General features: G+C 64.9%; 28 protein-coding genes. 9 read left to right on the top strand and 19 right to left on the bottom strand.

The features are described from left to right. Positions 1 to 8: 8 nt before the first annotated feature. Genes phnL through phnG form a run of 6 tightly spaced genes read right to left on the bottom strand, consistent with a single transcriptional unit; the run spans position 9 to position 4,567 of the window. Complete coding sequence (gene phnL, locus QW861_RS07820) at positions 9 to 707, bottom strand: phosphonate C-P lyase system protein PhnL (protein WP_315752885.1); 699 nt, start codon at positions 705 to 707, stop codon at positions 9 to 11. Between the two features lie 18 nt (positions 708 to 725). After that, on the bottom strand, positions 726 to 1,520 hold the full coding sequence (gene phnK, locus QW861_RS07815; RefSeq protein WP_315752884.1) for a phosphonate C-P lyase system protein PhnK: 795 nt from the start codon (positions 1,518 to 1,520) through the stop codon (positions 726 to 728). Then, a complete protein-coding gene (locus QW861_RS07810; protein WP_315752883.1) occupies positions 1,513 to 2,397 on the bottom strand; it encodes an alpha-D-ribose 1-methylphosphonate 5-phosphate C-P-lyase PhnJ in 885 nt (294 codons plus the stop codon). Before QW861_RS07810 ends, phnK begins: the two co-directional genes overlap by 8 nt. Next, the gene (locus QW861_RS07805; RefSeq protein ID WP_316192888.1) at positions 2,394 to 3,497 is read right to left on the bottom strand and encodes a carbon-phosphorus lyase complex subunit PhnI; all 1,104 of its coding nucleotides are present in this window, start codon (positions 3,495 to 3,497) and stop codon (positions 2,394 to 2,396) included. Before QW861_RS07805 ends, QW861_RS07810 begins: the two co-directional genes overlap by 4 nt. Before the next feature lie 3 nt (positions 3,498 to 3,500). After that, on the bottom strand, positions 3,501 to 4,112 hold the full coding sequence (phnH, locus tag QW861_RS07800) for a phosphonate C-P lyase system protein PhnH (protein WP_315752881.1): 612 nt from the start codon (positions 4,110 to 4,112) through the stop codon (positions 3,501 to 3,503). Further along, positions 4,112 to 4,567: a phosphonate C-P lyase system protein PhnG gene (gene phnG, locus QW861_RS07795; protein ID WP_315713029.1), complete on the bottom strand. Its 456-nt coding sequence runs from the start codon at positions 4,565 to 4,567 to the stop codon at positions 4,112 to 4,114. The genes phnH and phnG overlap by 1 nt, the downstream gene beginning before the upstream one ends. Positions 4,568 to 4,686: 119 nt before the next feature. Here phnG and phnF point away from each other — a divergent pair, with 119 nt between their 5' ends. Next, on the top strand, positions 4,687 to 5,412 hold the full coding sequence (gene phnF / locus QW861_RS07790) for a phosphonate metabolism transcriptional regulator PhnF (RefSeq protein ID WP_315752880.1): 726 nt from the start codon (positions 4,687 to 4,689) through the stop codon (positions 5,410 to 5,412). Between the two features lie 35 nt (positions 5,413 to 5,447). Here phnF and QW861_RS07785 read toward each other — a convergent pair whose 3' ends face one another. The 9 genes from QW861_RS07785 to phnC all read right to left on the bottom strand — a co-directional run bounded on the left by QW861_RS07785 (position 5,448) and on the right by phnC (position 13,827). Beyond that, positions 5,448 to 6,290, bottom strand: a complete 843-nt coding sequence (locus QW861_RS07785; RefSeq protein ID WP_315752879.1) for a phosphodiesterase — start codon at positions 6,288 to 6,290, stop codon at positions 5,448 to 5,450. 7 nt (positions 6,291 to 6,297) lie between these two features. Then, positions 6,298 to 7,350: an ABC transporter ATP-binding protein gene (locus tag QW861_RS07780; protein ID WP_315752878.1), complete on the bottom strand. Its 1,053-nt coding sequence runs from the start codon at positions 7,348 to 7,350 to the stop codon at positions 6,298 to 6,300. A 5-nt stretch (positions 7,351 to 7,355) separates the two neighbouring features. Further along, positions 7,356 to 8,141 carry an ABC transporter permease gene (locus QW861_RS07775; RefSeq protein ID WP_315752877.1) on the bottom strand — a complete coding sequence of 262 codons (786 nt, stop codon included), beginning with the start codon at positions 8,139 to 8,141 and terminating at the stop codon, positions 7,356 to 7,358. Positions 8,142 to 8,145: 4 nt separating this feature from the next. After that, on the bottom strand, positions 8,146 to 8,961 hold the full coding sequence (locus QW861_RS07770; protein WP_315752876.1) for an ABC transporter permease: 816 nt from the start codon (positions 8,959 to 8,961) through the stop codon (positions 8,146 to 8,148). A gap of 52 nt (positions 8,962 to 9,013) precedes the next feature. Then, on the bottom strand, positions 9,014 to 10,021 hold the full coding sequence (locus tag QW861_RS07765; protein ID WP_315752875.1) for an ABC transporter substrate-binding protein: 1,008 nt from the start codon (positions 10,019 to 10,021) through the stop codon (positions 9,014 to 9,016). 159 nt (positions 10,022 to 10,180) lie between these two features. Beyond that, positions 10,181 to 11,029 carry a phosphonate ABC transporter, permease protein PhnE gene (gene phnE, locus QW861_RS07760; protein WP_315713042.1) on the bottom strand — a complete coding sequence of 283 codons (849 nt, stop codon included), beginning with the start codon at positions 11,027 to 11,029 and terminating at the stop codon, positions 10,181 to 10,183. Continuing rightward, positions 11,026 to 11,910: a phosphonate ABC transporter, permease protein PhnE gene (gene phnE / locus QW861_RS07755; RefSeq protein ID WP_315713044.1), complete on the bottom strand. Its 885-nt coding sequence runs from the start codon at positions 11,908 to 11,910 to the stop codon at positions 11,026 to 11,028. The genes phnE (QW861_RS07760) and phnE (QW861_RS07755) overlap by 4 nt, the downstream gene beginning before the upstream one ends. Positions 11,911 to 12,005: 95 nt before the next feature. Further along, entirely contained in the window at positions 12,006 to 12,938 is a 933-nt protein-coding gene (gene phnD, locus QW861_RS07750) for a phosphonate ABC transporter substrate-binding protein (RefSeq protein ID WP_315741002.1), read from the bottom strand. Positions 12,939 to 13,017: 79 nt separating this feature from the next. Beyond that, the gene (gene phnC, locus QW861_RS07745; protein ID WP_315752874.1) at positions 13,018 to 13,827 is read right to left on the bottom strand and encodes a phosphonate ABC transporter ATP-binding protein; all 810 of its coding nucleotides are present in this window, start codon (positions 13,825 to 13,827) and stop codon (positions 13,018 to 13,020) included. Positions 13,828 to 14,001: 174 nt separating this feature from the next. On the opposite strand from phnC, the gene QW861_RS07740 reads away from it, so the two are divergent. The 7 genes from QW861_RS07740 to QW861_RS07710 all read left to right on the top strand — a co-directional run bounded on the left by QW861_RS07740 (position 14,002) and on the right by QW861_RS07710 (position 22,305). Next, complete coding sequence (locus QW861_RS07740) at positions 14,002 to 14,664, top strand: DapH/DapD/GlmU-related protein (protein WP_315752873.1); 663 nt, start codon at positions 14,002 to 14,004, stop codon at positions 14,662 to 14,664. Next, the gene (locus QW861_RS07735) at positions 14,661 to 15,845 is read left to right on the top strand and encodes an alpha-D-ribose 1-methylphosphonate 5-triphosphate diphosphatase (protein WP_315752872.1); all 1,185 of its coding nucleotides are present in this window, start codon (positions 14,661 to 14,663) and stop codon (positions 15,843 to 15,845) included. Before QW861_RS07740 ends, QW861_RS07735 begins: the two co-directional genes overlap by 4 nt. Positions 15,846 to 15,851: 6 nt before the next feature. Beyond that, complete coding sequence (locus QW861_RS07730; RefSeq protein ID WP_315752871.1) at positions 15,852 to 16,562, top strand: DUF1045 domain-containing protein; 711 nt, start codon at positions 15,852 to 15,854, stop codon at positions 16,560 to 16,562. 770 nt (positions 16,563 to 17,332) lie between these two features. Next, positions 17,333 to 17,887, top strand: a complete 555-nt coding sequence (locus QW861_RS07725; protein ID WP_315713058.1) for a peroxiredoxin — start codon at positions 17,333 to 17,335, stop codon at positions 17,885 to 17,887. A gap of 2 nt (positions 17,888 to 17,889) precedes the next feature. Then, positions 17,890 to 18,435: a carboxymuconolactone decarboxylase family protein gene (locus QW861_RS07720; RefSeq protein ID WP_315752870.1), complete on the top strand. Its 546-nt coding sequence runs from the start codon at positions 17,890 to 17,892 to the stop codon at positions 18,433 to 18,435. Between the two features lie 503 nt (positions 18,436 to 18,938). Further along, complete coding sequence (locus QW861_RS07715) at positions 18,939 to 19,856, top strand: sel1 repeat family protein (protein WP_316192887.1); 918 nt, start codon at positions 18,939 to 18,941, stop codon at positions 19,854 to 19,856. Between the two features lie 103 nt (positions 19,857 to 19,959). After that, a complete protein-coding gene (locus QW861_RS07710) occupies positions 19,960 to 22,305 on the top strand; it encodes an ABC transporter substrate-binding protein (protein WP_316192886.1) in 2,346 nt (781 codons plus the stop codon). 13 nt (positions 22,306 to 22,318) lie between these two features. On the opposite strand, the gene modD is transcribed toward QW861_RS07710, so the two are convergent. Then, the gene (gene modD / locus QW861_RS07705) at positions 22,319 to 23,194 is read right to left on the bottom strand and encodes a ModD protein (RefSeq protein WP_316192885.1); all 876 of its coding nucleotides are present in this window, start codon (positions 23,192 to 23,194) and stop codon (positions 22,319 to 22,321) included. 73 nt (positions 23,195 to 23,267) lie between these two features. Here modD and QW861_RS07700 point away from each other — a divergent pair, with 73 nt between their 5' ends. After that, positions 23,268 to 23,831, top strand: a complete 564-nt coding sequence (locus QW861_RS07700; RefSeq protein ID WP_315768941.1) for a DUF2478 domain-containing protein — start codon at positions 23,268 to 23,270, stop codon at positions 23,829 to 23,831. A gap of 27 nt (positions 23,832 to 23,858) precedes the next feature. Here the strand turns inward: QW861_RS07700 and QW861_RS07695 are convergent, their stop codons facing one another. The 3 genes from QW861_RS07695 to QW861_RS07685 all read right to left on the bottom strand — a co-directional run bounded on the left by QW861_RS07695 (position 23,859) and on the right by QW861_RS07685 (position 25,863). After that, positions 23,859 to 24,065 (bottom strand): molybdopterin-binding protein, encoded by a 207-nt coding sequence (locus QW861_RS07695; RefSeq protein WP_315713067.1) that lies wholly within the window; start codon positions 24,063 to 24,065, stop codon positions 23,859 to 23,861. A gap of 152 nt (positions 24,066 to 24,217) precedes the next feature. Then, positions 24,218 to 24,514, bottom strand: a complete 297-nt coding sequence (locus tag QW861_RS07690) for a ferredoxin family protein (protein WP_172112536.1) — start codon at positions 24,512 to 24,514, stop codon at positions 24,218 to 24,220. Positions 24,515 to 24,555: 41 nt separating this feature from the next. Beyond that, on the bottom strand, positions 24,556 to 25,863 hold the full coding sequence (locus QW861_RS07685) for an FAD-dependent monooxygenase (RefSeq protein ID WP_316192884.1): 1,308 nt from the start codon (positions 25,861 to 25,863) through the stop codon (positions 24,556 to 24,558). Positions 25,864 to 25,880 lie beyond the last annotated feature (17 nt).

Raw genomic sequence — 25,880 nt, 5'->3', positions numbered from 1 at the left:
TGTGTACCTCATGCCGCCGCAGCGAATGTCGTGACGTCGACCGTACGATCCGCAATCTGCGCACGGATATCGTCATCATGCACGATCGCGAGCATCGCCACCCCGTCCTTCTTCTTCGCCGCAATCAGGTCGACCACGACCGCACGGTTCGCCGCATCGAGCGACGCGGTCGGCTCATCGAGCAGCAGCACCGGGACGTCGGAGATGAAGCCGCGAGCGATGTTGACCCGCTGCTGCTCGCCGCCCGAGAAGGTCGATGGCGGCAGCGACCACAGCCGCTCGGGAATGTTCAGCCGCCGCAGCAGTCCTCCCGCCCGCACCCTCGCATCGTCGCGCGGCAGGCCGGCCGCGAGCAGCGGCTCGGCAACGACATCGAGCGCAGGGACACGCGGCACCGCGCGCAGGAACTGACTGACATAACCGATGGTCTGCCGCCTCGCATGGAGGACAAGGCGCGGCTCGGCGCCGGCGAGATCGGTCATCTCGCCGAGGTGCCGGACGCCGATGCGTCCGCCATCGCAACGGTAGTTGCCGAAGATCATCTTCAGGATCGACGACTTGCCGGCACCCGACGGTCCCGACAACACGACGCATTCGCCGGCCTTGACCTGGAACGACACGCCGCGCACCACGGGCAGCGATATGCCGCCCTGCAGATGCATGGTGAAGGTCTTCTCTGCACTTTCGACATCGATCATCACGGTCATCGCATTGGGCTCATTGCATCATGGCGGCAGGATCGAGGATACGAGGAGCTGCGTGTAAGGCTCGCGCGGATCGTCGAGCACCTGGTCGGTGAGGCCGGTCTCGATCACCCGCCCCTCCTTCATGACCATCACACGATGAGACAGCAACCGCGCCACGGCCAGATCGTGGGTCACGACGATGGCGGCGAGGCCGAGCTCGTTGACGAGGCTGCGCATCAGATCGAGCAGGCGCGCCTGCACGGACACGTCGAGTCCTCCGGTCGGCTCATCCATGAACACGAGCCTGGGCTCGGTCACGAGATTGCGCGCGATCTGCAGCCGCTGCCGCATGCCGCCGGAATAGGTCCGCGGCGCATCGTCGATGCGGGCAACGTCGATCTCCACGCGCGCGAGCCAGGACGAGGCGGTCTGCCTGATCTGACCGTAGTGATTCCAGCCGACCGCCATCAGCCGCTCGCCGACATTGGCGCCGGCGGAGACCGCCATGCGCAGGCCTTGCGTCGGGTCCTGATGGACATAGCCCCAATCGGTGCGGAACAGAAAACGGCGCTCCACCTCGCCAAGGCCGGCAAGATCGCGCAGCACCCCGTCCCGCATCCGATAGGACACGCGGCCCAACGTCGGCGCCAGTTGCGCCGACAGCATCTGCAAGAGTGTCGATTTGCCCGAGCCGGACTCGCCGACGATGGCGAGCACCTCGCCGGGATAGAGCACGAAGGAGACGTCGCGGCAGGCTGCCAACCGGCCGTAGCTCTTCGCAAGCCCTTCCGCGACGAGCAGCGGCTGATCGGATGCGCTGATCATCTCAGCCATGGGCGCTCTCCTTGTGCGGGGCGGCGCTCTGCTCGCCACGATGTCCGGACGCCTGGCGGCCCTCGCAGTAATCGGTGTCGGAGCAGACGAACATGCGGCTGCCCTTGTCGTCGGTCACGATCTCGTCCAGGTAGGAATCCTCCGCGCCGCACAGCGCGCAGGGTGCATCGAACTTGTAGCGCGTGAACGGATGGTCCTCGAAATCCAGCGAGACGACCGGCGTATAGGGCGGAATGGCATAGATTCGCTTCTCGCGTCCCGCACCGAACAATTGCAGCGCCGGGCAATTGTCCATCTTGGGATTGTCGAACTTCGGCGTCGGCGACGGATCCATCACGTAGCGCGCATTGACCTTGACCGGATAGGCGTAGGACGTCGCGATGTGGCCGAAGCGTGCGATGTCCTCATAGAGCTTGACGTGCATCAGGCCATATTCGGCCAGCGCATGCATGCGGCGGGTCTCGGTCTCGCGCGGCTCGAGAAAGCGCAGCGGCTCCGGGATCGGCACCTGATAGACCAGCACCTGCCCCTCGTGAAGCGGCGCCTCGGGAATGCGATGCCGGGTCTGGATCACGCTCGCCTCTTCCGTCGACGTCGTGGTCGCAACGCCCGCGGTCTTGGCGAAGAACTTGCGGATCGAGATCGCATTGGTCGTATCGTCCGAGCCCTGGTCGATGACCTTGAGCACGTCGTCGGGACCGAGAATGGCGGCGGTGACCTGTACGCCGCCGGTGCCCCAGCCATAGGGCATCGGCATCTCGCGGCTCGCGAACGGCACCTGATAGCCGGGAATCGCGATCGCCTTCAGGATCGCGCGACGGATCATCCGCTTGGTCTGCTCGTCGAGATAGGCGAAATTGTAGGTCGGCGCGTTCATTCCGCAGCCTCCTTCAATTCGGGAGCGGCATTGGCCTCGGCGAACTCCTGGCGCAGCTTGCGCAGCAGGCCGAGCTCGGACTGGAAGTCGACATAATGCGGCAGCTTCAGATGCTCGACGAACCCGGTCGCCTGCACGTTGTCGGAGTGCGACATCACGAACTCCTCATCCTGCGCCGGCGCAATCACATCCTCACCCAGCTCACGCGCCCGCAAGGCGCGGTCGACCAGCGCCATCGACATCGTCTTGCGCTCGCTCTGGCCGAAGGCGAGACCGTAACCGCGCGTGAAGCACGGCGGCTCGGTGGCCGACCCCTTGAACTGGTTCACCATCTGGCATTCGGTCAGCTCGATCGATCCGAGCGGCACCGCGAACCCGACCTCCTCGGCCACGAACTCGACCTCGACTTCGCCGAAGCGGATTTCGCCGGCAAAGGGATGGTTGCGGCCGTAGCCGCGCTGGGTCGAGTAGCCGAGCGCGAGCAGAAAGCCCTCATCACCGCGTGCGAGATTCTGCAACCGCAGATCACGATCGGCGGGAAAGCCTAGGGGATCGCGGGTGAGATCGCCGACCGGCGCGCCAACATCGGCTTGCGGCGACGGCTCGATCAGCCCGTCCTGGCCGAGAATATCGGTGACACGTGGCGTCGGCGCATTCGGCGCCTCGGCACGGGCCGGCGGCTCCGGCTCGGCGGCGGCCGCCAACTGCGGATCGAGCAGCCGATGCGTATAGTCGAAGGTCGGCCCGAGCACCTGGCCGCCCGGAATGTCCTTGAAGGTCGACGAGACGCGCCGCTGCACCCGCATCGCACCGGTGTCGACCGGCTCGGTCGCACCGAAGCGCGGCAGGGTCGCGCGGAAGGCACGCACCAGGAAGATCGCCTCGATCAGATCACCGCGTGCCTGCTTGATTGCGAGCGACGCGAGCTCGCGGTCGTACAGCGAGCCCTCGGCCATCACGCGATCGACGGCAAGCCCCAACTGCTCGGAGATCTGCGCCAGCGAAAGTTCGGGCACATCGCGATCACCCCGGCGTTCATGCGCCAGCAGCCGGTGCGCGTTCTCGATGGCGCGCTCGCCACCCTTGACGGCAACATACATGCCTCACTCTCCTGCGGAAACGAGTCGGGTCGTTCGCGGGATGGCGACGATGGACGAGCCATCGACCAGCACCACATCGACACCACGCGGAAACAGCTTCTCATTGATCGACAGCCGCTCGAACAGATCGGCGGGCGCGACCGTTGCACGGAACGATGTCGTCCCGTCGATGCCTGGACCGCGCAGCTTGAACGCCGGCCCTCCGGACAAGCTCGGCACCTGCAGGATCAGCGTCGTCGAGCGATCAGGGTATTCAGCACTGCCGAGCGCGAATGAATCCAGATCAGGCAGCGCTTCGGGGTCCGCCGCCACCGCAAAGCAGGCGAGCGCGGCATCGGCGACGATCGGCGCCCCGGTGTGAAACTTGAGCCAGGCGCCGACCTCGGGCGTGCCGGCGAGCGGCGCATCGAGCCAGATCGGCGTATCGTGATCGAACAAGGTCAACGCGATCGCGGCAGCACCAGGCATCAACGACGACGGCCGGCCGACATTGCCCTCGACCTGCCGCACATTGCCCGGACGCGCCATGGCCTCCATGACGGTACGGAAGGTGGATTGCGCGGACAGAACATTGTCGGCGAAACCGTGTTGCAGATCGGATGCCGCGAGACCCATCAGCCCTCTCCTCGCACCATGGTGTAGAAATCGACACGCGTGGCCGCAGCCTCCTCCGCTCGATGCTCCCGCGATGCGCGCATCTGCTCCTGCAGCGGCGCGACCACCTGAGTCTCGATCGATCGCGCATGGCTCGACGACTGGATCATCGCGTCACACAGCGCCATCAGACGCGCCTTGCCGGCGTCTCGTCCGAGCACATAGCCGAACCCGACCTCGCCGCTCTCCAGCCGTACCGCGGCGCGCGACACCGTCGCTTCGCCGACATTGAACGGCGCGCCATCACCGCCGATCCGGCCCCGCAGCATCACGAGACCATTCTCCGCCGGACGCAGGTCGCGATACTCAGGCAGCGCCAGTCCGTCGAGCCTGGCGCGGATGTCCGCATGCGAGGCATGCGCCAATACCCGCATCGCCGTCCTGCGCCGGTCCTGCATCGCGGTCTCGCCTTCCATCTTCACCCCGAACTTGCTATCGCGAAGTTGTCTATGTTAATAGACAACTTCGTAACGAAGCGCCATGACTGTTTGATGACATGGGCGTGATTTTCAGGTCGCGCAGCGGAGAACCGCAGATGAGCATGCAGGGCGCTGACTCGGGCGTGGCACTGTGGCGCCGGGTGGCCGACGGCATCGAGCGCGACATCGCCGACGGCCGCTTCGCGGCCGGCACCCGCCTGCCCGGCGAGACCGAGATCGCCGAAACCTACCGCGTCAACCGTCATACGGTGCGTCGCGCGCTCGCGACCTTGGCCGAGCGCGGCCTCGTGCGCGCCGAGCGCGGCAGCGGCACTTATGTCGAAGCGCCTCGTCTGTCATATCCCCTGAGATCGCGAACCAGGTTCTCCGAGATCGTGGGCGCCGGCGGGCGCGAGCCGCGCGGACAGTTGATCGCAGCGTCCGAAGAGTCGGCGACGCGCGAACTCGCGCACGCGCTCCGACTGAAGACGGGGGCGCCGCTGGTCCGAATCGAGGCACTGCGTCTTGCCGACAAGACCCCCATCTGCGTCAGCACGTCCTGGCTGTCGTCCGAGCGATTTCCCGAGGCCGGCCACATCTTCGCATCGCTCCGCTCGATGACGGCGCTGCTTGCGCATTACGGCATTCGCGACTATCGCCGCGGCGCGACCAGGATCACGGCGGCCATCGCCGACGCGAGCGACGCCGCACGGCTCGACCTCGCGCTGGGCCGTCCGGTGCTGGTGGTCGACAGCACCGACATCGATGCCGATGGGACGCCGCTGGTCAGCAAGCGCTCGCGCTTCGCGGCGGAGCGCGTGACGTTCGAGGTCGAGAGCTAGACCAGACCCCGCCGCCTCGCTTCGTTCTTGCGCCCTCAGTCGATGAGCGTGCCGTCCTGATTGAAGAACGGATGCGGCCCGTCGAAATCCCCGATCGGCACCTGATGCGTGACGACCGTTCCAAATCCCGGTCCCGGAAACCAGGCATGTAGGTGAAAGGCCGGTGGCTCGATCCGGAAGGATGGCGGGCGAAGCTCGGCCAGGTCGAGCGCGACGGCATGGTTCGGTGCCGGGCAGATCGTGCAGGGGATGCCCGCAAACCGGGTCAGCGTCGCGCGATGAACGTGACCGCACCCGATCAGTTGCACCCGCGGATGGCGCGTGAGGACGGCCGCGAGATCGTCGGCGTTGCGCAGGTTCTGCCGGTCCATGTGCCAGATGCCAGTGGCGAACGGCGGGTGGTGCAGAAACAGCAGGGCCGGCCTTTCGCTGGATCCGGCCAGCGCGGCGTCGAGCCATTGCAGACTCGCTTCATCGAGCTCGCCATGCGGATGGCCGGGCACGCTGGAATCGAGCAGAAGCAGATCGAGATCGGCCAACTCCACGCACCGGTTCAGCGGACCGGTGGGTTGACCATGCAGAGCGTCCGGAAACGCCGCGCGCATCAGCTCGCGTGAATCGTGATTGCCGGGCACGGCGACGAATGGAGTTTCGAGCTCGGCGAGAAGATCCTTGAGATGATCGTACTCGGCCGACGACGGCGTATCGACGAGATCGCCCGAGATCACCACCAGATCGAATTTCGGCTCGAACCGGTTGAGCTCCGTGATGCAACGGGCCAGCGCGCGCGCCGTATTGACGCGGCGGTAGGCGAGCCGGCCGGGCGCCTTGATGTGCAGGTCGGATATCTGGGCGATGACGACGGGGCTCTTGGTCATCAGCAGATCAGCCTTTCTCCGGCAACAGCCGAATGGAGTCCGGGGCAATCCATAGGCCGATCCGCTCTCCCGCAGCGACCCTGATCGAATTCGGCGCGTCCACGGTCAGTGCAATTGAGGCGGCGTCGCGGACGATGATCCGCTGCCGGTCGCCGACAAAGCGGACGCTGTCGACGACGCCAGTCAGACTCGATGCCGCGGCGTCGACGATCCCGATCGTTTCCGGCCGAACCATCGCCACCGCCAGGTTACGTGGACCGGGATCGGCGATCGGCTGCCGACCTCCCGGCAGAACGAGCTGGGCGCCGTCGATCGGCGCCTCGATGATGTTGGCCGCGCCGACGAACTCCGCGACGAATCGATCGGCGGGCGAGAAATAGATTTCGCGCGGCGTCCCGATCTGGGCGATGGCGCCCTTGCGCATCACGACGATGCGGTCGCCGAGCTCCATGGCTTCGGCCTGGTCATGCGTGACGTAGATCGCCGTGATGCCGAGCGTGCGCAACAAGCCGTTGAGCTCGCCGCGCAGGCGCTCTCGCAAGGCCGCATCGAGCGCGGTGAGCGGCTCGTCGAGCAGCAGCACGCTCGGCCGTATCGCGACCGCGCGCGCCAGCGCGACGCGCTGGCGCTGGCCGCCCGAGAGCTGATCGATTCGCCGATCTTCGAGGCCGGCGAGGTTGGTCAGCGTGACCAGCTCCGCGACCCGCGAGGCGCGCTCCGGCTTGGGCACGCCGCGGATCTTGAGCCCGTAGCCGATATTGTCCGCGACGGTCATGTTGGGGAACAGCGCGTAGGATTGAAACACCATGCCGACGTTGCGCTTCTCGATCGGCTGCCTCGTCAGATCCTTGCCGCCGAACAGCACGCGCCCGCCCGCATCGGGTGTTTCGAGCCCGGCCACGATCCGCAGCAGCGTGGTCTTGCCGCAGCCGGACGGCCCCAACAGCACCAGCGTCTCGCTCTGCGCGATGTCGAGCGTGGCGCGCGCGAGCGCGCAGGTCCCGTCAGCAAAGGTCTTGCCGCAATTCTCCACCTTGAGGGCGGCTCCATGCCGGGTCATCGTGCTCACCTCAGGCTTCCTCTCTCGCCGATCCATTGCATGGCCACCAGCAGCGGGATGATCATGACGAAGAAGATCAGCGTGTAGGCGGACGCGACCTCGAGCCGCATCGATGCGTAGCTGTCGGCGAGGCCGACCGGCAATGTCTTGGTCAGCGGCGTATGCAACATCCAGGTCAGGTTGAACTCTCCGAGAGATAGTGTCACCACCATGAGGCTGCCCGCCAGGATGCCGGGCGCGGCGTTGGGAACGATGACGTCGATGAAGCGGCGCCATGGCGCGGCTCCGACCGATGCGGCACCTTCGTCGAGCGACTTCACGTCGATCGTCGAGAACACCGCCATGACGGACCGCACCATGAATGGCATCGTAAAGATCACATGGCCGGCGAGGATGAACAGCCATGAGCGGCGGAAGCTTCCCGCCCCGCCATAGGTGAGCAACAGCGCAAGCGCGATGGCGAGCCCGGGAATCGCGAGCGGCAAGGTGATGATTTCCTCGACCAGCCGCGCCAGCCGTCCGCCGCGAACGTACAGCGCATAGGCAGCGGGAACACCGACCACGAGCGCGACCGCCAGCGTGCCCAGCGCGATCAGGATCGATGCCATGATCGTGCCCGCGTAGAGCTCCCAGACCTCGGCCACCCACTGCAGCGTCACGCCGGATTGAATGCCGCGGAAGTAGTTGACGGTCACGCCCGCGGCGATCGAAAGGCCGGCCGGCACGGCCAGGAAGGCGGCGACCAGCAGTGTGAACAGCAGTTGAAGGATGAAGATGGCTCTGTCGCGCACGTGCCTACCCTGCCGCTGCCACCGAGCTGCCGGCGAAGGAGCGCGCCAATGCGAGCATCAGCCAGGTCATCAGGCCAAGGCCGACCGAGAGCGCCGCCGACGTGGCCAGGTTTCCGGCCAGCGTGAACTCCGTGTAGATCAGCATCGGCAACACGTCGATGTTCGTGGCCAAGGTGAATGCCGTTCCGAACGCGCCCATCGCGGTCGCGAACGCGATTGCGCCGGATGCGATCAGCGCCGGGGTCAGTGCCGGCAGAATCACGTCGCGCAGCACGGCCCAGGGGCTTGCGCCGAGCGAGCGCGCGGCCTCCTCCAGCCCCGGGTCCAGCTTCTGCGCGGCAGCCATGATCGTGAGGATCACCCGCGGAATCGAGAAATAGAGATAGCCGAGGAACAGCCCGTAGATCGAATAGGCGAATACGAGCTTGTCGCCGGTGAGCCGGGACGAGACCTCGCCGATCAGCCCCTGACGGCCAGCCAGAAGGATGATCATGAAGCCGACCACAACGCCCGGAAAAGCGAGCGGAAACGTCAGGATCGCAACCAGGATCGCGCGGCCCGGAAACCTGTGGCGCTGCAGAAACAGGCCGGCGATCGTCGCAATGACCAGGGTCGCGATCGTGGTGGCCGCCGCCAGCGCCAGCGTGTTGAGGAGTGTCGTGCGGTAGCGCGGCTCGAGAATGATCGCGAGATATTCGGTCAGACCGTGCGGTCCCTCGGCGCCGGTCGCGAGCAGCCTCGCCATCGGCAACAGGAAGAATGCCGCGGTGACGGCCGCCAGGGGCAGCAGGCAGAGCCGGACGAAGGATTTGTGCGACATGTGATCAAGTGCACCTCCGCCGGATCGTCTCCGGCGGAGGCGCGGTGCTCCTTCAGCGGACTTCGGACAGATAGCGATCGACGAAGCCCTTTTGCGCAGCTTCCATATCGCCCCAGTTCACGCTCTTGGCGCGGGCGTAGTCGCTGTCCGGCAGGAACTTGTTCTTCACCGAGTCCGGCAGCTCGATCGGGCGCGCCGGACGCAGATAGGCATTGGTCCAGATCGCCTGGCCCTTGTCGGACAGCAGATAGTCGATCACCTTCTTCGCCTTGTCCTTGTCGGGCGCGTTCTTCACAAGGCCGACGACATAGGGAAAGACCACCGAGCCTTCGCAGGGAATCACGAACTCGAAATTGCCCTTCTCGGTATATTTCGCGCGGTAGGCGTTGAAGTCGTAGTCGAACAGGATCGGGATCTCGCCCGAGACGACACGCGCATAGGACGTCTGCTTCGGCACGATCGGATCGTTCTTGCGCAGATCCTTGAAGAACGTAAGGGCTGGCTCGAAATTGGCCTGCGAACCGCCGAGCGCGAGGTTGACGGCAACGGCGCCGACATAGCCGACGGCCGCAGAGCTCGGATCGAGGTAGCCCACCATGCCCTTGTAGTCGGGTTTGAGCAGGTCCTTCCAGCAGGCCGGAACGGGCTTGCCGCCGAGCGCGTCCTTGTTCACGAACAGACCGAGCGTGCCGGAGTGGATCGTGGTCCAGTAGCCGTCCGCATCCTTCAGGCCGGCGGGGACCTGATCCCAGTTTGCGGGCTTGTAGGCCTCCAGCGCGTCCTGCGTCTTCGCCTTCATGCCGAAGGTGACGCCGAAATAGCCGATGTCGCCGACCGGATTGCTCTTCTCGGCGAGGATCTGCGCCAGCGCCTGGCCGGAGTTCTTGTTGTCGTGTGGAATGTCGTAGCCGAGATCGGTCTTGATCGCCTTGAGCATCGAGGCCCAGTCGGCCCATTCCGGCGGGCAGTTGTAGCAGATGACGTCCGCGGCTTTGGCCGGCTGCCATGATGCGGCAACACATAGCGCGAGCAGCGCGAGAACGAGGCGAGTGAGCTTCATGAAGACGGACTCCGTATGTCCTGGCATGGCAGCCAGTTCCGGAGCTTCCCCTAAAGGCGGCACGTGAAGGATTTGCGACAGTCGGTGCAGCACACACAGCCGGCACTGCATCCTGATCGTTCGTAGGCGAACGATCGCAACCTTCGGATGCCGCGCTGTTCAAGCAATGGCGCGGCGGCCGATGATCGCAAAGCGCAGCTTGCCTGAGATCCAGTCGATCACAGCCACCGCAACGAGGATCATCAGGATCAGGAACGACACCTTCTGCCATTCCAGCACGCGGATCTGCTCCGCCAGCTGCAGCCCGATGCCTCCCGCGCCGACGATGCCGATGATCGTCGCCGAGCGCGTGTTGGATTCGATGAAGTAGAGCACCTGGCCGGCAATCACGGGAAGAACCTGCGGCAGAAGGCCGAAGCGGATCTCATGCAGCGGGCTGCCGCCGGCAGCGCGAACGCCCTCGACCTGCCGCCGGTCGGCGCTCTCCATCGCCTCCGAGAACAGCTTGCCGAGCGCTCCGAAATCCGAGACCGCAATCGCCAGCACTCCGGCGAACGGCCCGAGGCCGACGACATTGATCCAGACCAGCGCCCAGATCAGTGTGTCGACGCCACGAATGGTGTCGAACAGGCGACGCACCGGAAAACGGAAGATCGCCGACGGGATGATATTCCTGGCTGCAAGCAGGCTGACCGGAAGAGCGAACACGGCCGCCAAGGTGGTGCCGAGCACCGCGATCGAGAGCGTCTCGCCGAGCGCCTTGAGATAAATCGGAAGCGATGAGCCGGGATCCGGCGGCAGCATCATCCGCGCGATCCAGCCGAGCTGGCCGAGGCCGGACAGCATCCGCGACGGCGAGAAGTCGAGATCGACCAGACCGAAGACGAAGATCGCCACGGCCAACGCCAGCACGAGCGGCGTTGCAAGGCGTGCGGACAGCGGCCGATTGAAGATCTGCGGATAGCGCTCGGCGAGCTGCTTCGGGTCGGGTGAGCCGGAGATACTCATGTGCGGGCCTCCGAGCCGAACAGGCGGCCGCGCAGCCAGCCGGTACCGATGTCGATCAGGAACACGGTGACCACGATCATGACAAGAATGGCGCTGACGTCGGAATAGTAGAACTTGCGGATCGCGACCACGAGCTCCTGGCCGATGCCGCCGGCACCGACGAAGCCCATCACGGACGCCTCGCGCACGTTGATCTCGAACCGCAGCAGCGTGTAGCTGGAGAAGCCGGCGATGACCTGGGGCAGCACGGCAAAGCGCATGCAGGACAGCCAGCTCGCGCCGGTGGCGCGCACGCCCTCGACCGGCTTCATGTCGGCGTTTTCGACGACCTCGGAGAACAGCTTGCCGAGCGCACCGCTCGAATGAAGGGCGATGGCGAGGACGCCCGGGATCGGCCCAAGCCCGAAAGCAATGACGAAGATCAGGGCGAACACGACGCTCGGAACGGTGCGGGCGAATTCCAGGAGCCGGCGCACCGTGAAGCGGATCCACGGCGCGGGCGAGGTGTTCTCGGCGGCGAAGAAGTTGAGACCGAATGCGACGAGCATTCCGGCCATCGTGCCGACGTAGCTGATCAGCAGCGTCTCTGCCAGAAGCTTGATCCACTTCTTGAAGCCCCAGAACCATTCGGGCAGATTGGTCCAGACCCGCTGCCCGTCGTCGAGCGTGAAGATGCGATCGAAGTAGCTGATGAAGTTGCCGAAGTAGGTATAGAACGTCCGCGGATTGACCTCGGCACCGATGGCCGCGGCGAAGAGCACCGCCAGGAATACCATGGCGGACAGGGCAAGACGCAATCGACGGCGCGAAACGGCCCGCCGATAGGTCTCGTTCAGAGCCGCAAGCTGCTGGCTCGGAAGGATCGAAACGGCAACAGCCATCGGCTTCGTGCTGCTCTTGGTTCGGACGTGCGAGGGATTCTTCAACGGACGAGCCGGGCCCCACGAGACCCGGCTCACCATCGATGGATCGTCGATCAGGACGCCTTCTTGCGCAGGCTGTCGACGAATTTGATCAGGTCGATCGTGCCATCCCAGTCCTTCGTCGTGGCAGGGTGGAAGCCCTTCTTCTGGCCGTCGGAGAGACGGTCGAAGGCGGCCTTGTCCTTGATCGGCGCATCGAAGAAGGCCTTGGCGATCGCCGATTTCAGATCGTCCGGCAGGTCCGTGTTGTAGGCGTAGGGGCCGTTGATGATCGGCGCCGACTTGTGAATGATGCGGAAGTCGTCCTTCTTCATCGGCGAACCGTCAGCGTTCTTCAGCATGCCCTTGGTCAGCATCTGGGCCAACGTCGAATCGTTGTCGCTCGTCCATTGGTTGGCCGCGATGTCGACAGTCCCCTGCGAAAGGGCCAGCACCGCGTTCTCGTGGCTGCCGGTGAAGACAACCTTGCCAAAATACGTCTCGGCGTCGGTCACGCCCATCTTGTTGAGCTCGAAGCGGGGCACGTTGTTGCCCGACGTTGAGTTCGGATCGACGAGGCCGAGATTCTTGCCCTTGAGGTCTTCGACCTTCCGGTACGGGCTGCTCGCCTTGACGAAGAACACCGAATAGTAGCCGGTGCTGCCGTCGGAGTTGATGTCGTTGGCGAAGGCATCGGTCTTGACCCCGGTGAGCCGGGCGCGGGCAAACGACGCCGAGCCATAGCTCGCGATGTGGATGTTGCCGGCGCGCTGGCCTTCGATCACGGCCGCATAATCGTTGGCGATACGCAGCGTCACCTTCACGCCCAGCTCTTTCGAGAGATAGTTCACGAAAGGCGTCCAGCGCTCGGTGACACCCGAGGCGTTCTCTGCCGGGACCACGGCGAAGGTCAGCTCAGGATACTTCGCCTTCCAGTCCTCGGCTGACGCCGAGGCCGTGAAAGCCAGCGCAGCGACGCCCGCCAGAACGATGCGACGATTGATCATAACATGCCCTCTTGTTGCAGTAAGTAACAGGTCTCGCCCCCGCGCCATGCGGAAGCTCGAGCTTGCAGAAATCCGCGTCTCAGGCCACGGCCGCTTCGCCAAGTACCGGCACCGTTGCCGCCGGTGCCGGATGGATCGAACCCATCACCTCGTCCGCCTCGAGATCGTAGAGTTCACGTGCGATCTGCGCCGTCAGCGCCGACGGCACGTCGTCGAACACGATCCGTCCGGTCGCCATGCCGATCAGGCGATCGCAATAGCTGCGCGCCAGATCGAGCGAATGCAGATTGCAGACGACGGTGATGCCGAAATGCTTGTTGATGCGCAGCAACGCGTCCATCACGATCTTGGTGTTACGGGGATCGAGCGAGGCGATCGGCTCGTCTGCGAGAATGATCTCGGGGTTCTGCACCATCGCGCGCGCGATCGCGACGCGCTGCTGCTGCCCGCCCGAGAGCTGATCGGCGCGCTGCGCGGCGAGGGAGGCCATGTCGAACTGTTCGAGCGCGGACAGCGCCATGGCGACATCCTCCGCTGGCCAGAGCAGCGCCAGCGAGCGCCACGACGGGATTTCGGCCAGTCGCCCCATCAGCACGTTCGTCAGCACGTCCAATCGGCCGACCAGATTGAACTGCTGGAAGATCATCGCCGAGCGCGCGCGCCACTGCCGCAGGTCACGGCCGCGCAGCGCCGTCACGTCGAGATCCTTGAAGAGGACGCGCCCGCCACTCACCGGGCTCAGACGATTGATGGACCGCAGCAGGGTCGACTTGCCGGCGCCGGAACGCCCGATCACGCCGACGAAGCTGCCCGGTGCAACAGAGAAGGATGCATTGTCGACTGCGGCTTTCATGCCAAAACGGCACGTCAGGCCATCCACCACCAGCATTGAATTCTCCAGACGCCTCGCTTTGGCCTATCGCTAGCGTCTGGATTCTACAGTTATGTGACAGGGACACTGCGGCGCCACGTCCGTCCACATGCCGGTCACAGTCATGCAGATGTCACGCCTCTGTCATAGGGGAGATCCAACACCCTCACAGGCGTAGAGACAGGACGCGAGATGGCCGGCAAGTCGCTTTCGATTGAACCTACCGTTGATCCCTCGGCCAAGCTCCAGGACGTGACGCTCGGCGCCTATTGCGAGATAGGCGCCCGCACCATCCTGCAGGAGGTGACGATGGGCGACTACTCCTATGTGGTCAACGATTCCCAGATCACCTACACGAGGATCGGGAAGTTCTGCTCGATCGCGGCGATGACCCGGATCAATCCGGGCAACCACCCGATGCAGCGGGCGACGCAGGCCCATTTCACCTATCGCGCCAGCGCCTATTTTCCAGGAGAGCCGGACGATGCGGAGTTCTTCGCCTGGCGGAGAGAGCATCATGTCCAGATCGGACACGATGTCTGGATCGGCCATGGCGCGATCGTGCTGCCGGGCCGCAACATCGGCACCGGCGCGGTCGTGGCGGCTGGCGCCATCGTCACCAAGGACGTTCCGGCCTATACCGTCGTCGCCGGCAATCCGGCGCGCCCGATCAAGCGCCGGTTTCCGCACGAGGTCGAGCAGCGGCTGCTGGATCTGGCGTGGTGGGATTGGAATCACGAGGCGCTGCGCGCGGCGCTGCCGGATTTTCGCAAGCTCGCGATCACTGCGTTTCTCGACAAATACGAGGCTGCCCTCGACGCGCGCGTCGCGGTGCTGCAGAGTGCCGCCCCATGACCGATATCTGCATCTCGCGAGGCCGCTGCCTCGTCGATACCGACCTCGTAGACACTTCCTTGATCATATCCGGCGGCGTGATCGCCGGCATCGGGACACCGGGACGCCGGTCGGGTCTCGAACTCGATGCGGAGGGGCTCACTGTGCTTCCCGGCATCGTCGACATCCACGGCGATGCGTTCGAGCGCCAGATGATGCCGCGCGCCGGGGTCGATTTCCCGACAGACGTTGCGCTGATCGACAGCGACCGCCAGGCCATCAGCAATGGCATCACCACGGTCTTTCACGCGACGACCTGGTCATGGGAGCCGGGCCTGCGCAGCGCCGACAATGCGCGGCGCCTGCTCGAATCGATCGAAGCGCTGCGCCCGCGGCTCGCAGCCGACACGCGCTTTCATCTGCGTCACGAGACCTTCAATCTCGACGATGAGGAGGAGATCGGCCGGTGGCTCGCCGACCGGCGCGTTGACCTGTTCGCCTTCAACGATCACATGGATTCGACGGTGGCGAGTCTGGACAAGCCGCACAAGCGCCAGCGCATGGTCGACCGCACCGGCCTGCCCGGCGCGGAGTTCGACCGGTTGGTCGCGCGCATCGCCGCTCGCGCCGACGCCGTTCCGGCCTCGATCGCGCGGCTGGCCGAGATCGCACGCAAGGCTGGTGTCCGCATGCTGTCGCATGACGACAACAGCCCGGCCATGCGCAAGGCGTTTCGCAGCCAGGGAGTGACCATCGCAGAGTTTCCGGTCAATGAGGAGACCGCGCGCGAGGCCGCTCAAGGGGACGACGCGATCGTATTCGGCGCGCCCAACGTCGTCCGTGGCGGCAGCCATACCGGGTGGACGAAGGCCAGCGACATGATCGCCAAGGGCCTCTGCTCGGTGCTGGCCTCCGACTACTACTATCCAGCGCCGCTGCTGGCAGCGTACCGGCTTGCGGCCGACGGCGTTCTTCCGCTGGCGCGCGCCTGGGATCTGATCTCGGGCAGCCCTGCACGCGCAGCCGGGCTGGCGGACCGCGGCACGCTCGCCGAGGGCCGCCGCGCCGATATCATTCTGGTCGACGACCGCGTGCCGTTGCGCCCCCATGTCGTCGCCGTGATCGCGTCCGGCCGGCTGGTCTATCTCACCGAGACCGACCGGCTGAACGCCCGGCCGGCGCGTGCCATGGCGGCGGAGTAGCGAACCATGGCCAATCTTCTGCGCTATGCGATCTATTATGCTCCACCAGCGACGGCGGATCTGGCGGAATTCGGCGCGAGCCTGCTCGGATACGACGCGTGGAGCGGCGATGACCGCAGCTTTCCGAGCGAGATCGTCCGCGCGGTTCCAGACTGGGCTGAGCTGACCGCAGACCCGCGCAAATACGGCTTTCACGCGACCTTGAAGGCTCCGTTCGAGCTGTCCGATGCGGAGAACGAAGCCGCGCTCCGCAGCGCCTGTGCCGCGTTCGCGGCCACGCCGCGAGCCGTCCCGGCCATCCGTCCGATCGTGGACGCGATCAGCGGCTTCATCGCGATGATCCCCGGCGAGCCGTCGCCGGCGCTGCAACAGCTCGCGGCCGATTGTGTCCAGGCCTTTGAGCCATTTCGCGCTCCGATGACGGCCGACGACCGTGCTCGGCGCAAGCCGGATCTGCTGACACCACGGCAGCGCGATCATCTCGATCGTTGGGGTTATCCCTATGTCATGGAGGATTTCCGCTTCCACATGACGCTGACCTGCCGGCTGTCCGACGAACGGCGCCGGCCGATCCTGATGATGCTGCAGGAGAGATTCGCGGCACTGTCACTGACAAAGCTCCGGATCGACAGGATTGTGCTGTTCCGCCAGGCCAATGCCCACGAACGTTTCCGCATCATCGGAGACTGGCCGCTCACGGTCGTCCAGGGGGGATAGCGGCGTCAGTTCGGCATGGCCTGCATAGTGCGGCGGCGCCTCGCGGTCGAAGACCGAGAGTGGCGGCGAGATGTCGGCGCGCTCCCGCGGCAGGGCTCCCCATCCTGCCGCGAGCGCGGCTGAGGTCGCGAGAAATCGTCGATCGATCGACAGGCTCGCGCTTGCATTTGGTGCCGAGACAGTTTCGCTCATGGTGATGAACTCCTCCCAGGCCGATGAAAATCTGCGAGGAGACTATGGTCAGGTCATCGCGCAGCAAGGCGAAATAACAGACGCGATCTGCTGAAAAGCTGACAACACTGTGCGCCGTGCGACACCTTGCACCGTGCCGCGCCGTGATCTGCCGACGGCTTGTCGCCTTCATGCCGCTTAGCGAGTCGCCGTGGTCAAACGTGCATCGCGACGAAGGCGATAATGTCAATTTTGCCACTTCGGCCGCACAAAGAAATTGCACGTCGGGCGTCGTCGAGACCGTCAACACGACGTCGCATGGCGCTTCGACCAAGCGGATATCAACCTCATTTTGCCGTGGCGACGACGCGCGCGCTCCGGCTGTCGTCGCTCGATGTCCGATCGCAATGTCACGAAGCCGACGCTCCAAGCCAGCTCCATCCAAAAGCTCCCCATCGCCACGGCCTCGCACTCGCAGCATGTTGCCGCCACGTGTCGGGTTTTCGACAATCCACTGATACTAAAAACGAATGGCATATCGCTTGCAATGCACAATGCGCCTCGCTATTGCAGCGCAATAATTTTCTTGGAGTGCCCCAATGCTCGGAATCGGAAGCAAGCTGCCATCGTTTGAAATCGTCGGCGTGAAACCCGGCTTTCATCTTCAGGAAGAGAAGGGCGAGAGCGCCTTCGAGACCCTGACCGAGACCAGCTTCCCTGGAAAGTGGAAGATCATCTTCTTCTATCCGAAGGATTTCACCTTCGTCTGCCCGACCGAGATCGCCGAGTTCGCGCGCCTGGCGAAGGATTTCGCGGACCGCGATGCCGTCGTGCTCGGCGGCTCGACCGACAACGAGTTCTGCAAGCTCGCCTGGCGCCGCGACCACAAGGATCTGCACAAGCTGCCGATCTGGCAATTCGCCGACACCAAGGGCGCATTGGTCGACGGCCTCGGCGTCCGCTCGCCCGACGGCGTCGCCTACCGCTACACCTTCATCGTCGATCCCGACAACACCATCCAGCACGTCTATGCGACCAACCTGAATGTCGGCCGCGCTCCGAAGGATACGCTGCGCGTCCTCGACGCGCTGCAGACCGACGAGCTCTGCCCGTGCAACCGCGAAGTCGGCGGCGAGACCCTGAAGGTCGCCTGATCATGTCGATCGAGCAGCTGAAGGACCAGATCCCGGACTTCGCCAAGGACGTCAGGCTCAACCTGTCGTCCATGGCCTCCGACGAGACGCTGTCGCCGCAGGCCAAATATGGCCTGTTCGTCGCCTGCGCGATTGCGACTCGCAATCCGAGCGTCGTGGCGGCGTTGGAATCGGTTGCGGCCGCGCGGCTGTCGCCCGCCGCTCTGGCGGCGGCGAAATCGGCCGCCGCGATCATGGCCATGAACAACGTCTACTACCGCTTCGTACACCTTGCCTCGAACAAGGAGTACGCGACGATGCCGGCCCGGCTGCGGATGAACGTCATCGCCAACCCCGGCGTCGCCAAGGCCGATTTCGAGCTGTGGTCGCTCGCGGTGTCCGCCATCAACGGCTGCGGCACGTGCATCGATTCGCACGAGAAGGTCCTGCAGGATGCGGGCGTGCCCGCGGCCACGATCCAGACCGCCGTGCGCTTTGCCGCCATCATCCAGTCGGTTGCCGTTGCGATCGAAGCCGCTGGTGTGTCCGTCGCGCTGGCGGCGGAATAAGAATCGATCGGATATGTGAATGCGGCCGGCATTGTCCGGCCGCATTTGTCTTTCGCCATTTCTCGCCTGAGTTGCAGAATTTCCCGGCGCGCCTGCAACTCCTCGGTCCGCTAAGCCCCTGACCTCGCGGCAAAGTCGAGATGGCTGCGGCATCCTGATACTCCAACCGATCTTTCCGCAAAGCGCAGAACTCGCCCCCGGTCTCGCGCATTGCGAGTAGTCACCGATGCGGCGCGCCGGGAAATTTCCATCAAATAGCCTTACCTACTCACCCTTCCCGACAAGAACATTGATCAGCTTAGGGACCAAGCAACATCGATTGTGACCAGGGCGCGCGAAAACAATGGCGTGCATGTCGGAAGGAAACCGGACCTGTCGGTCTCGACGGAAGCGTTGATGCAATGTCCCCGATGTCGCATCATGTGCGCTTCGGTTGGACCGCGCGCGCCCGACGTCCTGAAGCTATCTCCCACGACCCGTTCGTCGGAGACAGGAGGCTAGTGATGAGTGCTCCAGATCAGAACGATCCGGCGAAACCAGCGCCGCCCTGGGCGAACGAAGAGCTCCGCAGATATGCGCCGCGCCGCCGCCAGACGGAGGCCGGCCCGACGGCATTCGATCCGCCCGCCGACGGCATCCCCCTGCCGCATCATCTGGTGTCCCGGCCAAGCTCCCTGCCGGCCCGGCCAGCGACCCTTGACCTCGACGATGAGGAGGCCCACCGTGCCTGGAGCGCGAAGCTCGATCCCGTGGTGATGCCCCTGCCGCCGGAGGATCCGGACAAATCGTTGCGGCTGAGTAGTATCATCAAGATCGGTGCCGCCGTCGGCATCGCGGCCTCCATCGCCATGATGGTGGTCAACATGGTCTCCTTCGACAACAGCGCAGCGACACCGGGTGGCAAGAGCCCGATCATGCCGACCGCCGTGCTGGAAAGCCTGGCCCAGATCGATCCTGCGGAAGCCAAGGTCGCCCAGGACGACCCGCCGCAGACGGTCGCCGCGCTCGCGGCTCCCAGCGGTACAGAACTGGCGATGCGGCCATGGCCCTCGACGCCGACGTCGCCAGCGCCAGCCGCGGCAGCACCGGCGGTCTCGCCCCCCTCCGCTGCGCTCCCGATGGCCTCGCCTCGCCCGACCGTTCCGCTGCCGCGAGACGAGGTCGATGCGCTGATGAAGCGCGGACGCGACCTGCTCGCCGCGGGCGACGTCGCCAGCGCGCGCCTGATCCTGACGCGGCTTTCCGACGCCGGAATTGCGGACGCCTCCCTTCTGCTCGCGCGCACCTATGACCCGGCCGAACTGACGAAATCGCGGTTGCTCGGTGCTGTTCCCGACGCAGCCAAGGCGCGTACCTGGTATCTCAGGGCTGCGGAGCAAGGATCGCCGGAAGCCAGCCGACGCATCTCGGCTGCGCGCTAACGCATAAATCTCGAAGCGCTCGAGACGCGACCCGGACCGCTCCCTGCGAGACGGGCGGCCGCGATCTGCTGCGCCCGAGAACCAAATATCGATGGGAGGACTGATGATGCACGGCATCCATGCTGCAGTTCGCGCCGGCTTGGCCGCCAGATGGAGCCGACGTCGCAGACCACGGGATGCAAAGATCAGCCCCCCTCGAGCAGCCGCATGCCTCGCCCTGGCTCTGTCCGCTCCGCTGGCGCTGACCGGACATCAAGCGGTCGCCGCGGACAACGAGATCCGCATCGGCAACACCATGCCCTACAGCGGCCCGGCTCTCGCCTATGGCGTCATCGGCAAGACGATCGCGGCCTACTTCAACAAGATCAATGCCGAGGGCGGCATCAACGGCCGGCGCGTCAACTTCATTTCCTACGATGACGGCTATGCGCCGCAGAGGACGGTGGAGATGACGCGCAAGCTCGTCGAGGAGGACAACGTCCTGCTGATGTTTGCGAGCCTGGGCACGGCTCCCAACCTGGCGGTGCGCCCTTATCTCAACGCCAACAAAGTCCCGCAATTGTTCGTGGCATCCGGCTCCTCGCAATGGGACCAGCCGCACGACTTTCCGTGGACCATGGGCTTTCAGCCGAGCTACCAGGCCGAGGCGCACGTCTATGCCCAGTACCTGCTGGAGACCCACAGCCGCGGCAAGATCGCAATTCTCTATCAGGACGACGATTTCGGAAGGGATTACGTCAAGGGATTGAAGGACGGCCTGGGCGGCAAGCTCCCGATCGTGGCGGAAGCCGGCTACAAGGTCACCGACGCCAACGTCAATCAGCAGATCGCCACGCTGAAGGCCTCCGGCGCCGACATCTTCTTCGACGTGACCACGCCCAAATTCGCCGTGATGGCGATCCGCCGCGCGGCCGAGCTCGGCTGGCGTCCGGACCACATCATCTCGACGGTCTCGGAATCGGTGTCCGCCGTGATGCAGCCGGCCGGCCTGCAGAATGCCGAAGGCATCCTGTCCGCGGGCTATTACTACGAGGGCGAGGAGGCCGCGGCTGCAGGCGATCCATCCTACCGCGAATGGTCCGCCTTCATGGACCGCTATCTGCCGGACGTACCGAGGAGCAATGGTCTTGCGACCTTCGGCTACCTCGCGGCAAACGCGATGGTCGCAGTGCTGCGGAGTTGCGGCGACGACCTGTCGCGCGACAATATCATGAAGCAGGCGGCATCCCTGAAAAGCCTCAAATTGCCGATGCTGACGCCCGGCATCACCGTCAACACCAGCCCCCATGATCACGCGCCGCTGGAGCAGATGCAGATGATGCAGTTCACCGGCGGCAAGTGGCAGCGCTTCGGTCCGGTCCGGAGCGGTATCGATCCCGGCAGCGTCAGCGATTCCTTCAAGACCATCTTCCGTTACGGCACGGCGAAGCGCGATCTGGCCAACCAGCTGAATGCCAATACCGTCACCCTGATGACCGGCTCGTTCGGCAGCACCTACGCCAATATGGGCGCGGACCTCGCATCCGCGCTCGACAAGGGGACGGAGCTGCGCATCCTTCCCGTGATCGGCCGCGGCTCGGTGCAATCGGTCGCCGACATCCTGCTGCTGCGCGGCGTCGACGCCGGCATCATCCGGAAGGACACCCTGGCCTTTCTCGAGCGCAAGGACTTCGCCAACAACATCCGCGAACAACTGGTCTATGTCACCAAGCTGTTCAACGAGGAGATGCACGTGCTGGCGCCGAGATCGATCGCCAGCCTGAGCGAGCTCGACGGCAAGACCATCGCCGTCGACCTGCCCGACGGCGGCACCTTCGTCACCTCGATCAACGTGTTCGAGCGCCTCGGGATCAGGCCGCATCTGCTCTATATCGAGCCGCGGCTGGCGCTGGACATGCTGCGCAAGGGCGACATCGACGCCATCATCACGGTCGAGGGCAAGCCGGTGCAATGGCTGAGCCAGGTCAGCGATCCCAATCTGCATCTGGTGCCCGTCGACTACGACAAGGCTCTGCACGACGACTATCTGCCGGCGCAATTGTCCGCCGAGGACTATCCGAACCTCGTCGGCGCCTCGGCGCCGGTGAACACGATCGCGGCCGAGGCCGTGCTGGCGTCGTTCAACTGGCCGGCCGGGAGCGACCGTCACCGCCGGCTGTCTCTGCTGGTCGAGGCCTTCTTCAGCAACATGCAGGCGCTGCAACGGCCACCATACCACCCGAAATGGCAGGAGGTGGCGCCGCTGGCGCCGATCGCGGGCTGGACAAGATTCAAGACGGCGCAGGACTGGCTCGATCGCAATACACCGCCCGCCCAGATGCTGGGAGCGAACGCACAGGCCAACGATCTGCAGGCCAGCGGCGTATCGGCCGATCCCCGGCTGTTCCGTGAATTCATGGAATGGCGAGCCAACCGCCAGAAGCGCGCCGCTCCGCGGCACCCACAGTAGCCGGGTCGTGCGGTCAAGCCGCGGCCGAGGCAGGGCTGATCCGCACCTGCACGTCGCAGGGACGCGCGAGGTAGGGCGCCGAGGTGACCAGCACGTCCGCCCCCGCCGCAGCATAGGCTGCGGCGTTCTGCGCATTCACGCCACCCGCGGCCGCAATGATTGGTCGCCGCGGCAGCGCCGCGCTGATGGCGATACGCTCGGTCAGCGCAGCGATCTCGGCAGGCGGAAATTTCTCGGCCTGGATGACGTCGAAGCCGGCCACGGCGGCGGCGACGGCCTGCTCGACCGTGGTGACCTCGATCACGAGCCGCTTCTCCGGCGCGCTCCGCCGCAACCGCTCGGCGACATCGGCAAGCGGCGCATCGCCGAGAAACGCCCGGTGTTCCGGAAACACCAGCACCGACTCCGACAGGCCGAGCCGATGCATCACCGCGCCACCCGCCTTCACCGCGGCAACGGCGAACGGCTTGGTTCCGGGGACGTTCTTGCGCGTGCAGGCGACCACAATGCCAGGCCTGATCGCGCGCGCCGCGCCGACGATCGCAGCCGCCCCGGTGGCGACGCCTGACCAGATCTCGATGAGCGTCTGCGCCACCTTCCAGCTCCGCAACAGGCCGGCCGCCGTGCCCTCTGCACGGAGGATCGGAGCCCCCTCCTCCAGCACCGTTCCGCTGCCGGCGAACAATTCGACATGGCAGCCCGTGAGCTCGATCAAGGCCGCCGCGTCCTCGGCCAGGGCCAATACCATGCGGCCGCGCGCAGCGAAGTGCATCAGGCCCGGCTCGGCGCCGATCCCGAGCGTCTCCGTCGTCAGGTCGCCATAGGGGACATCGTCGCGGAGCAGCGCTTCCAGATCATGGTGCGTAGCGGTGGTCGGCGCGCGCGACATCTGCTCTTTCTCCACAGGCTGCATCCTCTATATAAACCCTGGTCGCCGCCCGCCCCCGATCGCCAGGCCCCGCATGATCCCGCACGATCTTCCTGCTTCCGCTGAGCCCAATCAGCCCCGTCTCGCCGCCATTCTCTACGGACCGGGCGACGACGCCGATGCCTTGCTGGACGCCTTTGCCCAGGAGCTGCTGCAACGGGGCGTCCGCGTCGGCGGCATCGTTCAGCGCAATACGAGAGACGAAGTCGGCAAGAAAAGCGGAATGGACGTGATCGATCTCGCCAATGGCGACACGATCTCGATCTGTCAGGACCTCGGCACCGGATCGACGGCCTGCAAGCTCGACACCGCGGGCCTTGCCGAAGCCGGCATGGCCGTTCACCGCGCCATCGCGGCCCATGCCGACCTCATCGTGATCAACAAGTTCTCCAAGCAGGAGGCTTCCGGAAGCGGGTTGCGCGGCGAGCTGGCCGACGCAATCACGTCGGGGATTCCGGTGCTGACGGCCGTGCCGCAGAAATGCATCGACGACTGGCGGACCTTTGCGGGCGATTTCGGCACGCTGCTCCAGCCGTCGCTTTCCGCGATGGAAACCTGGTGGCTCGACCTGCGCGCGCGACAGGCGTCGCGCGGCTGATCGGCGCAGCAATTCGGCGCCACGCTCCTATTTGCCGATCATCACATCCGACGACTTGATGACGGCGGAGACGCTGTCGCCGACGGCAAGTGCGAGTTCGTCCACCGCCTCGTTGGTGATCGCCGAGAAGACTGTCAGTCCCGGGGCGAGCTCCACCTTGACGTGGGCGGTGGTCGTTCCCTTTTCAACCGAGATGATTCGTCCCGGTAAGACATTTCGTGCGCTCAGCTTCACGTGCTGTTCCTCATCCGTTGCAGCCTCGTTGCTGCTGCTCAATGTAAACAGAACGCGTGCCAGAACTCAATGACCTATATCAAACACAATACAGGATTGATGATCCGGCGCTGCGTTTGCGGCACCCCGTCGACCGGCGTGATCTGACGGCGTCAGCCGAACTTGAACAGCACGCCATAGCCGCCGCGCGGATAGCTCCACTCGATGTCGCCGCTGGCCTCGCCGATGACCCGGCAGGTGCCGCATTCGATGCAGCCGTCCACCGTGATCTCGACCTGGCCCTTGTCGTTGAGCTCGTAGCAGCGTGCCGGGCAGGCCTTGAGAAGCGCCTTCAACTGCGGCGTCGGCGTGGTATGCGGACGGACCTTGATATGGGCCCGGCCGGGATCGACCTGATAGCGATTGTAGAACAGCTTGTCTTCGACCCTGACTGCGACGTCCGTGCTCATGTCTGATCTCCCTCGCCTGAGCTGTTTCGTTCATTCACCAATCATCGCCACGCCCGAGCAAACCTGAAGGCGTCGCCGAACAGGCCGGTCCATGACCTTGCATTCACGAAGGAGCGCACGGTGCTGCTTTCCTTCTCCTTCTTCGGCGTGCCGTCGACGCGCACGAAGTTCTGCATCGCCTTGGAGACAAGCTGCGGATAGGTCAGGAAGAAGTTCTGCGACTGGTTGTGCAGCAGCGCCGGCATGTCCTTGTATTTCTTCAGATCCTTGATGACGAAGGAGTCCTCCAGCATCTTCTTGTAGAGCGCGAGGTTCGCTTTCGTCATCGGATCGCGGCGCGACTTGACCTGGAAGATCGCCTCGGCGGCGATGCGGCCGGAGGTCATCGCGAGATTGGAGCCCTCGCGATGAATCGCATTGTTGAGCTGTGCGGCGTCGCCGACCACCACCCAGCCGTCGCCGCAGAGTTCGGGAATCGCGTTGTAGCCGCCCTCGGGAATCAGGTGCGCCGAGTACTCCTTGACTTCCGACCCCTCGATCAGCGGCGCCACCGACGGATGCTGCTTGAACCGCTCGAGCAGGCCGTAGGGCGTCTCGCCGGTCTTCTGGAAGTCGGAGACGAGGCAGCCGATGCCGAGCGAAATGCACTCCTTGTTGGAATAGATGAAGCCCATGCCGGTCATGCCGCGGGAAATCGTGCCGACGGCCTCGATGACGGCCCCTTCGTCGCCCTTCAGGTTGAAGCGCGCCTCGATCGTTTCGCGCGGCAGGAAGTGCATCTCCTTGACCGCGAGAGCGACGTTCTCCGGCTTCGGCCGCTCGCGCAGGCCGGCGCGGGTTCCGAGCAGGCCGTTGACGCCCTCGGCCAGCACGACGACGTCGGCATGGATCTCACCATCGCGCCGATCGGTTCTGACGCCGATCACCTTGCCATAGGCATCCTGCGCGAGCTCGGTCACGGTGGTCTCGCACAGCACGGTGGCGCCAGCCTCCTTGACCTTGGACGAGAACCATTTGTCGAACTGGGCGCGGATGATCGTGTAACGGTTCGGCTTTTCCTCGTTGAAGTCGTCCGACTTGTAGTGCAGGCCGACATGCGACTTGTCGTCGAGCATCCAGAAGCGCTGCTCGACCAGATGGCGTTCCAGCGGCGCTTCCTCGCGGAAGTCCGGAATCAGCTTCTCCAGCATGTCGGCGTAGAGGATCGCGCCCTGCACGTTCTTGGAGCCGGAATACTCGCCGCGCTCGAGCTGCAGCACCTTCATGCCGCGCTTGGCCATGGTCAGCGCAGCCGCATTACCGGCCATGCCGGCACCCACGACGATCGCGTCGAAACGTTCCTCGATCATTGCCCTGCTCCCTCTCT

Source organism: Bradyrhizobium sp. SZCCHNRI1029, assembly GCF_032487555.1.
Lineage (GTDB): Bacteria > Pseudomonadota > Alphaproteobacteria > Rhizobiales > Xanthobacteraceae > Bradyrhizobium.
Note: the sequence above shows the minus strand (reverse complement) of the source record. Positions and strands in the feature narration are given on the sequence as shown.